The sequence below is a fragment of the Robiginitalea sp. genome, assembly GCF_049588695.1.
GTDB lineage: Bacteria > Bacteroidota > Bacteroidia > Flavobacteriales > Flavobacteriaceae > Robiginitalea.
In genome coordinates this window covers 1-10142 of the sequence record NZ_JBAVZJ010000173.1, presented here as the reverse complement: position 1 = coordinate 10142, position 10142 = coordinate 1, and the positions used below count along the sequence as shown (strand labels likewise).

Annotated in this window: 11 protein-coding genes; 1 reads left to right on the top strand and 10 read right to left on the bottom strand. The window is 47.8% G+C overall.

The window, feature by feature from the left end; genetic code table 11:
• The 7 genes from WBV75_RS04140 to WBV75_RS04110 form a co-directional block, all read right to left on the bottom strand.
• Window positions 1-337: glycosyltransferase (locus tag WBV75_RS04140; protein ID WP_424119388.1), on the bottom strand; the 337-nt coding region annotated here is incomplete at its 3' end.
• Window positions 334-1077 carry a DUF547 domain-containing protein gene (locus WBV75_RS04135; protein WP_424119387.1) on the bottom strand — a complete coding sequence of 248 codons (744 nt, stop codon included), beginning with the start codon at window positions 1075-1077 and terminating at the stop codon, window positions 334-336. The genes WBV75_RS04135 and WBV75_RS04140, both read right to left, overlap by 4 nt.
• 54 nt (window positions 1078-1131) lie before the next feature.
• A complete protein-coding gene (gene arsM / locus WBV75_RS04130) occupies window positions 1132-2097 on the bottom strand; it encodes an arsenosugar biosynthesis arsenite methyltransferase ArsM (RefSeq protein ID WP_424119386.1) in 966 nt (321 codons plus the stop codon).
• 79 nt (window positions 2098-2176) lie between these two features.
• On the bottom strand, window positions 2177-2992 hold the full coding sequence (locus tag WBV75_RS04125; protein WP_424119385.1) for a purine-nucleoside phosphorylase: 816 nt from the start codon (window positions 2990-2992) through the stop codon (window positions 2177-2179).
• The gene (locus WBV75_RS04120; RefSeq protein WP_424119384.1) at window positions 2993-3613 is read right to left on the bottom strand and encodes a TIGR04282 family arsenosugar biosynthesis glycosyltransferase; all 621 of its coding nucleotides are present in this window, start codon (window positions 3611-3613) and stop codon (window positions 2993-2995) included.
• A 199-nt stretch (window positions 3614-3812) separates the two neighbouring features.
• Window positions 3813-3947 carry a hypothetical protein gene (locus tag WBV75_RS04115; RefSeq protein WP_424119383.1) on the bottom strand — a complete coding sequence of 45 codons (135 nt, stop codon included), beginning with the start codon at window positions 3945-3947 and terminating at the stop codon, window positions 3813-3815.
• A 75-nt stretch (window positions 3948-4022) separates the two neighbouring features.
• Window positions 4023-4193 carry a DUF6747 family protein gene (locus tag WBV75_RS04110; RefSeq protein ID WP_424119382.1) on the bottom strand — a complete coding sequence of 57 codons (171 nt, stop codon included), beginning with the start codon at window positions 4191-4193 and terminating at the stop codon, window positions 4023-4025.
• A 431-nt stretch (window positions 4194-4624) separates the two neighbouring features.
• Here WBV75_RS04110 and WBV75_RS04105 point away from each other — a divergent pair, with 431 nt between their 5' ends.
• Window positions 4625-5086, top strand: a complete 462-nt coding sequence (locus WBV75_RS04105) for an ABA4-like family protein (RefSeq protein WP_424119381.1) — start codon at window positions 4625-4627, stop codon at window positions 5084-5086.
• A 74-nt stretch (window positions 5087-5160) separates the two neighbouring features.
• Here WBV75_RS04105 and WBV75_RS04100 read toward each other — a convergent pair whose 3' ends face one another.
• From WBV75_RS04100 to WBV75_RS04090, 3 genes are all read right to left on the bottom strand, one after another.
• Entirely contained in the window at window positions 5161-7125 is a 1965-nt protein-coding gene (locus WBV75_RS04100; RefSeq protein WP_424119380.1) for a T9SS type B sorting domain-containing protein, read from the bottom strand.
• A gap of 377 nt (window positions 7126-7502) precedes the next feature.
• Window positions 7503-9695 (bottom strand): S9 family peptidase, encoded by a 2193-nt coding sequence (locus tag WBV75_RS04095; RefSeq protein ID WP_424119379.1) that lies wholly within the window; start codon window positions 9693-9695, stop codon window positions 7503-7505.
• An 84-nt stretch (window positions 9696-9779) separates the two neighbouring features.
• Complete coding sequence (locus WBV75_RS04090; RefSeq protein WP_424119378.1) at window positions 9780-10007, bottom strand: hypothetical protein; 228 nt, start codon at window positions 10005-10007, stop codon at window positions 9780-9782.
• Window positions 10008-10142: the final 135 nt, after the last annotated feature.

Sequence of the window (10142 nt, the reverse complement as noted above, 5' to 3'; positions counted from 1 at the left end):
GTCTGAAACAGCCGGCGGTTGGCTTTATTTTAAGGGCATTGAGAATATCGGAATAAAAACCTGGCGGGGGTACGGAATCTGCATGCAGGAAATACAGTATACGACCCCGGGCATTTTTGGCGCCCTCATTCATCTGAACGGCCCGGCCTTTAGGGGTGCTCAGTACTTCAGCCCCTAGCCTGCGGGCGATTTCGGGAGTACCGTCAGAACTTCCCCCATCCGCGACAATAATCTCAGCGCCTGCCCCGGCTGGCAGGTTTTTCCGAAGATAGGGCAGCAAAACTTCCAAACGAGGCGCTTCATTGAGCGTGGGAATAATTATGCTAAGCTCGGTCAAGGGAGTATATCATTTAAAGCCCAGTCGTAGGGCAGGAATTTGACCTGGCTCCCCTTGGAGACGGGCTCGTCCAGGAAGCGATTCAGATAGTCGACCAAAGAGCCGCCTTCCGCTTTGAAATCGGAACGGAACCATTTAAAGATTTTAGATACCTCAGCTTGCTTTGGGGAAATAGTATTCCGCTGCGGATCGTTTATAAATCCCCGGGCGGCCTGGTTGAGCTGGGATTCGATTCCCGATTCTGTAAAGGCGTATGCAGGCAGTTTCGGACATGAAATCGACGCACAGTTGATGGCAAAGTGAATTCGGGCATCGCCCATTTTTCGCAAAATTTTGTGTTCGATATCTCCAAGGGAAAGCCGTTCGGCCCCCACCTGAATCCTTTTTTTTACCCAGGGCCTGTCGATATCCCGGATGCTATTTACGGGATAATTTTCCAGGATCAGGGCTACAGTCCCCGCGTTGTAGAGATTGATGTAATAAGCCATTCGTGCCTGAGTGCTCCACTGCTCCTTCGGAGGTTGTAAAGCCAGGGTTTCCAAATAGGAATCCAACCGCTGCTTATCACGGAGGAACCCCTTATAATCGACCCGTCCGTCTTCCTGTACATGTTCTTGAAGCAAATCTTCCCAGGCCATATGGGGGGAAGTTGTGGAACGCCCTTGAGATACGTTCTTGTCCTGTGGCATCCCACTGTATGAAACCAAAAGGAGCAGGCCAATAAAAACAAATCGGGGCATAGGGTTTAAAGATTTGCGGACTCCAAAGTCCGTGTGGTTTTACATCTTGAAGATTTAACAACAGCCTCCCCCGGTATAGTGCCAGGTGCTCTCACTTACGTAAATTTCTGCAGGGAGCTCACTCATGGCTTTGGCGGTCTTGTCGCAAACGGCCAAGGGTTGGTTCTGTAAAAGTACATGCCCTTTTTTATCGTCGTAGGACTCTTCCTTACCGTAATAAATGGCCGTCTTTCCGGTGAAGATGCAGGGGCCGTCTTCGGGCATGGGATCTTTGATGGCCGCCACTTCAATGGATTCAATGGGGATGAGCGAATCTACAGGGTAATGATTCGGACTGAGGACGCGATACAGCCGTCGTGCTCGTACTTCAATGGTGCCAAAACCAGCGTCTGTCAGTATTTTTAAATAGTCTTTTACGGGAATGCTGCCACTGAGGCACAGGGCTCTCAGGCGGTCGTCGTTGCGAAGGGTCTCACTTAAGGGGACATCGCATACCGGGTCGCTCATCACCAGTCGGCCCCGGGGTTTGAGGACGCGATACATTTCTGCCACAGCTTTGCGCAGGTCTTCTTCCTTAAAAATATTAAAAAGGCAATTTTGGGCGGCCACATCCACGCTTTGATCCGGGACAGGGAGGTTGAGGGCATCTCCGTGGACGAGTTCAACAAAATCTGAAGAAAACCATGGGTTTTCGGCTTCGGCAAGTTTAAAATTCTCCCGGCTTGCCTCCAGCATTTCTTCTACGATATCTACCCCGATAACACCACCTTTTTGCCTCGAGAAATAGGCGAATTGAAGGAGTTCCATACCGCCTCCGACCCCGGCGTACAGAATCTTCGGATTTGCCGTGAGGTCCTGGGCAGATACAGTACTGCCGCAACCGTAATTCATCTCCTGCATTTTTCTGGGGATCGAGAGCCCCGGGAGTTGCCAGATCGGATTCGTTGTACAACACAGCCCCACATCGGGGGTTAATGCTGCTTCTTTGTACAGATCTGAGGTGGCTTGAAGGTAACTCATAAGCGAAAAGAAATTTTTAGGGGGATTGATTTATTGGATTAGTAGTACTAAGGTTGCATTGCTTACAGCCCACACTTAATTAAAGACTGGCGATAAGGCCCCGGAACAACGCGACCATATGAGGTTCGGTTTCATTGGCGATCTGAATAATCTCCGCCACATTCACGGGTTCGAGATGGTCCGGGTCGCATTCATCGGTAAGGACGGAAAGGGCGGCAACCGGCAAATTCAGTTGGTTCGCCACGATGACCTCGGGTACTGTGCTCATCCCCACGGCATCCGCCCCGAGGGTTTTAAGCATACGGTATTCTGCCCGCGTCTCCAGCTGGGGCCCCGTAACTGCCGCGTAAACGCCACTTCTGAGGGGAATCCCTTTTTCACGACTGATCCGGAGTAGCCCCTCTCGCAAATCTGAATCATAAGGAGCGCTCATATCTACAAACCGCTCGCCGAATTCCGTAACGTTCTTAAAAGCCAGGGGGGATCCTCCCTGGAGGTTAATATGGTCCTCAAGAAGCATCATTTCCCCTTTCTTAAAAGCGAGGTTTACAGCCCCTGCAGCATTCGAAATCAGTAGTCTTTGAATGCCCAATCCATGCATAACCCTTATGGGATAGGTGACTTCGGTAAAGGCGTATCCTTCGTAAAGATGGAACCTTCCCTGCATGACTACGACTTTTTTACCTTCCAGCGTCCCGTATACCAGTTTTCCGCTATGGAATTCAACCGTCGCCAAAGGGAAGAAGGGAATATTGTGATAATGTGCGATTTCTGCATTTTCAATTTCTTCCGCCATCCGGCCGAGTCCGGAGCCCAGGACAATACCTATTTCAGGATTTATAAAACCTTTTCCCCTGAGGAAGTCAAGGGAGGCTGCGAGTTGTTTTTGAGTCATTTATTCTTTATTTAAAAAAGGTTCAAATACCGGGTTTCCCTCGATATCCTCGTATTGATCAATATCGTTTCGTACGGGCAGGAGGGCCGTCCTGAAGTTCTTTAAGTCCCCAAGCGTATCTTTAAGAACGGTTTTCGTACCCCATGATTTGTTGTGAAAAATACCGGGAACGGGCCGGGTGAGCCCAAGAAGGTAGTATCCCCCGTCCTGAGCGGGTCCGAGCACGGCCTCATTGTCAGACAGGAGTTCAAAGGCATTCTCAAGATCAGCTGTGCTTAAATCCAGCAGGTCGCTACCAATGACAATTATTTCGCCATACCCGGATTTGAAGGCATCCTCAAATGCATGCTGCATACGCATACCCAGATCAGTGCCTTGCTGGAGCCGGTATTCGAATATTTCGGTGTCCCATATGACCCCATCCCCTGGGGATTCACTGAAATAAACCATTTTTTGAACGCCTTCAAGCCCGGTGCATTGGGCGGCGGTATGTCGCAGTAAGAAAACATAGATATCCAGGGCTGCCTTTTCGCCTATAGTGGCAGCAAGCCTGGTTTTGCATTTACCGGGAACCGGATTCCTGGTGAAAATAAGAAGGGCGCGGGGAGAGGACCTCAGCAAGACTCGTAGTCGTTAAAAATACCCGTCTGTTGTCATAAACGAAGACGGGTACATGTTCAACTACAAAGATATTATTTAGAATGCACAAATACCATCGGTCTCAGGGTTTGCCGAGGGAAGGAATCCGGAAAGGAAACCTTTTTTCAAACCGGGTACAAAGGCAGCAATTAAGACCGTATTTGTTTCAGAGGTTTGTTATCTAATATTCTACCAGTCGGGTAGCATAGATCACGATGGCCATAAGGTAAATCCAGAAGAGTATGGCCCCTCTGTAGCGGTGCAGGGTACTGCTGATCTGGTAAAAGGTCGAGAGGGTTTGGCTATTATTTTTCATAATCATTAGTGTTCTCGTAAAAGAGTCCCGGCAGGGGCTTTTACAAATTTCAATATGTACAGGTCTTTCTCCTTTTTAAACAAAGGCGAAACCAGTGGCTACTCTAAATACAAATGCGTAGATCACCGTAGCGAACATTGCAAAGCTGAACCAGGCAAAAGCCTTAAAATAATTTCGGACTACAAAATTTCCGAGTTCTCTGAATGCTTCGAAATAAATGTCTCTAAGTAGTAATGTTGTTTTCATGATGTAGGATTTTGGGATTCATTTTCACTGACAAATTTCAGCCCTTCTTGTATATGACGCCAGCGAAATGGACTGACCCCCCATTTTATCGATGAACTGCACTGTCGCACTCCGGTTATCGATAAAATATGCGTTTCAGCGTAAGATTGTAATATTAGGGGGTGGGGATGTGGGGTGATAAAAACCCGATATGAGGTGTTTTTACACGAAAGAGCCGGTCATGTCAGGACCGGCTCTTTACAACCAAACTAACTCAAACGAAGCTTATGAGATTATTGAGTAACAAATCTCTGCTATTCTCTTTCAAATGAGGTTACCATAGTATTAAACGTGGGTTTTTAAAAAGGAAATTATTTTAATTATCCATTGTAATTCAAGGCACAAATATTTGATTTAAAGGGTAAACAAAAAACTGTATCTTCAGGGGTACTATGGAGTTTGACCTGGAAACTATATTTACAATTGCCAACACCTGGATTCTGCCCGGTTGGCTGTTATTGCTTTTTGCACCTTCCTGGAAGTACACCGGGAGAATCGTATTTTACCTTATCATCCTTGTACTGGCCGTCACCTACGCTGTCTTGTTGTTTGGGGACTTAGGTAGTTTTGACCCCGAAGCAGGGTCTTCCCTGGCTGGTCTGACCGAGGCCTTCTCCGGCCCCAAAGCCGCTTTAATCGGATGGATTCATTACCTCGCCTTTGATTTGTTCGCCGCCCTGGTAATTGCCAAAGATGCCCGCAGGGTGGGGGTGAACCGATTTTTAATGGTCGTCCCCCTGTTTTTTACACTCATGACCGGCCCCGTCGGATTGCTGCTCTACACCCTGATTCGCTATGGGTATACTCGTAAATTCCAAATTCCTTTTGAGGAGGAAGCCACCCCCGGGGAATAATAATAGCGCGCACAGCCTTAAATGCCACAAGCCTGGTGTTTTATTCAGGGATGATTCCCGCGAAATTCAGCGGATTATCGCTTCAATGCAAAATATCCCTTTGCACTGCGGGTCGTGCCTTTATCCATATAATCCACCCGAAACCAATACGTATCTGAAGGCAGATCCCGGCCATTGAAACTTCCGTTCCACTCCGGGCGCGCCTCTGTGAGCACAGTAATCAGGGCGCCGAACCGGTTGAAGATAGAAACCTCCATATCGGTAATGTCCGGGGAGGAGCTCACACTCCAGGCTTCGTTTATATTATCTCCATTTGGAGTGAAAAAAGCCGGGTAACCCAAAACGCTGAAGGTCGTTTGGAGTAATTCACACCCGGCGGTTGTGGCCACATTCAGGCGATGGGAACCTGCGAGAACTCCCAAAAAAACCCCCGAATTCTGGTAGGCCCCGCCGTCCAGACTAAACAGGTAACCCTCATCCTGCCCTGTAGACAGGGTTACTTCATAAGTCGTGGAAAACGTATCCGGGCGGGTAGATATTTCGAAATCCTCGGGGGGCACGGCCAGAATAACTTCTGTAGTTTTAATAAACGAACAGCCCGTTGCCAGTTCTTCGATACGCACCTCGTAATTACCGGCCCGGCTGCTGGTGTAAAAGGGACTATCTTCACCTTGAATTTCAATTCCATTCCCGAACCAGGTAAATCGATACGGCTCCGCATCGAGTCCGGTATCGAGGAGGACCAGCTCTCCAGGCGTCCCGGGACATAATTCATACTTGGGTTTCAACGTGCTTTGCGGGGCAGGAAAAAACAATAGTCCTAAGGAGGTGTAAGCAGCACATCCGGTGTCAGGATCGCTTACCCGTGCATATAAAGTCGTGTTGCCTGAGAGGCTGGAATTTGTTCTAATCTCATCGGTACCTGATTGAGCATCCTGAGCCGAACGGTACCAGGAAACCTCGAGACCTGCCTGTCCTTCAGTGATCTGATCAGATATTGGATTGAGGTCGATAAGGGTGCTGCTGCTCCCGTTATCACAAATTCTGAGTTCCCCCGCATCGGCAATATCCGGAGGAAGAACTACCTGAAGGCCAAATCTCCCGAGGGCGTAGGCTTCGGTTTCCGTATTGATAAGTGTGTAATATATATCCTGGGGGTTTGAGGTGTTTATGAAATTTTCAGGGTCCAGGCTGTTCCGCCCCGATATGGCATCATCGGGGGTCTGGTAGTAGCGCAACGTTAGATTTTGCCTTCCATTGTAAATCTCTTCCGCCTTTTCAGAGAGGTTAAAAGGGGTTATCCCATCCGAATCGCTATCGCAGGCTATCAGATCCGGTACTGAAAAGACGTCAGGGATAGGATTTACTGTGATCAGAAAACTATCGATATACAGAAAGTCAATAGAAGCGTTTTCCAATCGGGTATAGATGGTTTGGGGATTGCCATCATTGATATGAATGGGATCCAGAGGATTGGAATTTCCCAAGGCGTCCGATTCAGAAGCAAAATAGGATACGCTGAAATCTGCCGGGGGCAGGCCATTGAGGAGCGCCTCATCATTCACACTCAGATCAAAAATTTCGATCCCATCGCCACTGGGGTCATCGTTGGCAAAAAGATCTTCGGGCACGCCGGGCTCGATTTCAGGAGTAAAGCAGGATACCCTGGAAAACCATCCGCCATAGGGGTTCGCAACGGCAATATCCACAGAGGTAAAAGTGACGGTCAAACAACCTTCGGGATTTCGCTGTGTGGCCCGGACCACAGTTCTTTCGAAGCCGGCGGGAGTGATATTGGTAATGGTCAATAGTAACGTGGCACTATCAGAATTTCCGTCATATACGCTCAGTGCATCGTTAGCCTTGATATCTGCTGAAAGGAAATCCAATTGGATGCGATCTCCCGGACGATCCGGGCAAAAGGTCAGGATTCCATTCTCATTGTTGTCATAGGGGTTGGGGCCCCCACTGTCCAGGAATTCGGCCGCGCAGGTTTCCACACGAACTTCAAACCCCGGGCTGTTATTTCGACGAGGCATAAGGATCCTTTCTGTCTGTGCATACAGAAAGCCCGTATTAAAAAAAATTACCAATATTAAACACCTGGAAAACAAATCTATTCAGATTTTAAAAGGCAGGATGTGACCTCAGTTGTTATTAGAAAATAAACTCCAAGATACAGTAGCGCAACTTTTTCTACGCCATGATGGCTGTAAAATCCTCAAAATCTAGATTTAGGGGGCTTTTGGAGTGGGGCGTAGTATTCTGGTGGGCCACTGTTTTTACCCGAAAACTACCCGGCTTCATTCAGGCAAAAGGCAACGACTCCAGCGAAAAACTACCACAGAGCCACGGCTCACACCTACATAGGACCCTGAAAAAATAAGTCCGCGAAGCACCTCATATCATCAAAAATTTACCTTCCGCCAGGGGGGCAGTGACGTTTCAGGTAGTTCGTATATAAAGTGGAGAGGTGGGTCCATGTACCCTCTCCTTCACTGAACCCGTGTGATCTGTTGGGGTAGGGCATAAACTGAAATTGTTTGTTGTGCTTTATCAGTTCGTTTATAAGGAGTTCGGCATTCTGGTAGTGTACATTATCATCTCCGGTTCCGTGTATATAAAGCAAATTACCCTCTAAGTGCTCCGCATGGGTCACGGGAGATCCCTGAATAAAATCTTCTTTATTTTCCTGCGGTAAACCCATATAGCGCTCCTGGTAAATATTGTCATAGGTCAGCTGATTGGCCACTGCGGCTAACGAAATACCGGTTTTATAGATATCCGGATGCTTAAACATTAAATTCAGGGTAGCTGAACCCCCACCGCTATGGCCCCAGACTGCCACGCGCGCAGGGTCCACAAAGTCCCATTCCAAAATTTTACGGGCAGCCATAGCCTGATCCCGAATGTTTACCACTCCGATTTTCCTGTAAATAGACTTTCTCCATTCGCGTCCTTTGGGAGCAGGGGTACCCCTGTTATCCAGGGAAATATAGATATACCCATCCTCGGCCATATTACCCTGATAAAACCAGTTTCGTCCGGCGTTATAGGTGTCATTTACCGTTGTGCCCGCCGGTTCGGAATAAACATAAAAGACAACAGGGTATTTTTTAGAAGGATCAAAAGGGGTTGGTTTGACCATCCACCCATCCATTTCAACCCCGTCTGCCGTGGTAATAGTAAAAAATTCCGTTTTCGGTTCTTCTTCAAGGTTCTTTAGGTTGTTGATGATGCTTTCCTCCAAGGTTAAAGCTTTGTGGTTGGCGACGGTTATAAATTCCTTCGCGGGCGGGGTAAAGTGATTGGAAAAACTGTGCCGGGCATAAGTGCCATTTGAGGAAAAGGAATAGTCGTGGGTGCCGGTAAGGCTTTCCGGGCTGACCCTTTCGTTCTTCCCTTTTCCGTTTAGTTTTGATTTGTACAAATATTTCTGGGTGGCATTATCCGGGGAGGCCAGATAATACACGTTCCCCTCTTTGGCATTGATGTGCTTGACATCTATCACATCGAATTCCCCTTTGGTGATCAGAACCTCGGGCTTTCCCTCCAAAGAAACCTGGTACAGGTGCCGCCAGCCATCTTTTTCAGAAGCCCAGAGAATACCTTTGTTATTTTCCAGAAAATTGAAGCTATTGGTGTAATCTATAGCATAAGGATTGCCCAGTTGAAACAAATCTACCCAGGCCTCATCCGATTCTTCATAAATCGATGCTGCCCGTCCGCTTGAGGCATCTGCCTTGTATAGGGTGCTCTTGTTTTGTTTGCGGTTTAACTGCTGGAGCAACAGCGTGCTGGTATTCGGAATATATTCCATCCGCACCAGGTAGTTCTGGGAAGGGTCACCGGGGATATCCATCCAGGTAGTCTGACTATCCGAGAGTCGCACGACCCCGACCCGGCAGGAAGACGGGGTTTCCCCTACTTTAGGATACTCCAGGGGGATTAATTGTGAATAGATGGAATCCGTGTTGTCAATCATGTAAAACTTTTTTATAGCACTGGCATCGATTTGCCAGTAGGCAATAGATTGGCTGTCCGGGCTCCAGCGAAAACCATCTCTACAGGAAAATTCTTCCTCATACGCCCAGTCAAAAGTCCCGTTAATCAAAGTAACAGTGCCATTGGTTGTCAGGGGTTGGATGCTGCCGCTTGGGTAGTCTTCGCTGTATATGTTGTTTTCCGAAACATAGGCAATTTTAGAGCCATCCGGGGAGAATTTGGCAAACATCAGGGAGGCGGGAGGAAGGCCTTTCCCGAGTTGCTTCAACGCATTGGTTTTAAAGTCAAAAACCCAGTAATCTCCTTTGGTGTTCAGTCTCCAAACCCGCTGGGTATTGGTAAAGAGGAGGATTTTCTGCTGATCCGGTGAAAACGAAAAATGGGCAACTTCAAGTGGCTCTGTGGAACCCTCTGGCGTAAGTTGTGTCCTGGAAATGACTGTTTCTGCCTCATGGCCGGGCAGGGTATAGGTTTTGAGCTCGTTGTTTTCCAGTTTAAAATAAGAGTCGCCGTCGTTTGTCCAGTTTATTTGTGCCTGTCCCCGAAAACTGAGGGATACCAAAAAAACAAAGAGGATAATTTTTAATGTACGTGCATTCATCATTCGGTTGGTTTGGTTTTTAAGGCGATTCCAGAGGGTATATCAGGTTTAGGGTTTCAAAAGGCGATTTAAAGAGGCTTGTTTTGGCTAATCGTCCTGTGCGGTCTGTTGTTCTTCAAAAATGAGGATCTTCTTTTGGAGCTGCTCATTCTGGCTTTCGAGAGCCCGGACCCGGGCCTCGAGGTCTTCTATTTTTTCCAGAGACTGCTGTATCTCCGTTTCAAGTTTCTGGATTCGGGCTTCTTTGCTAGGATTCATATTGCAACCGGACAAGAACACCGAAAGGGTCGCAATGAGGACTGTTTTTTTGATCATTGTTTCATTTTTTAACTCGCCGTGTTGCAGCACTCAGGCCATTCCCGAAAAGTTAATTCACTTTTTTTGAATAGGACTTGTAAGTGGGTTTTTGAAAAGTTGCATCGGACAGGGGACCTGAGTACAACGTGCCAG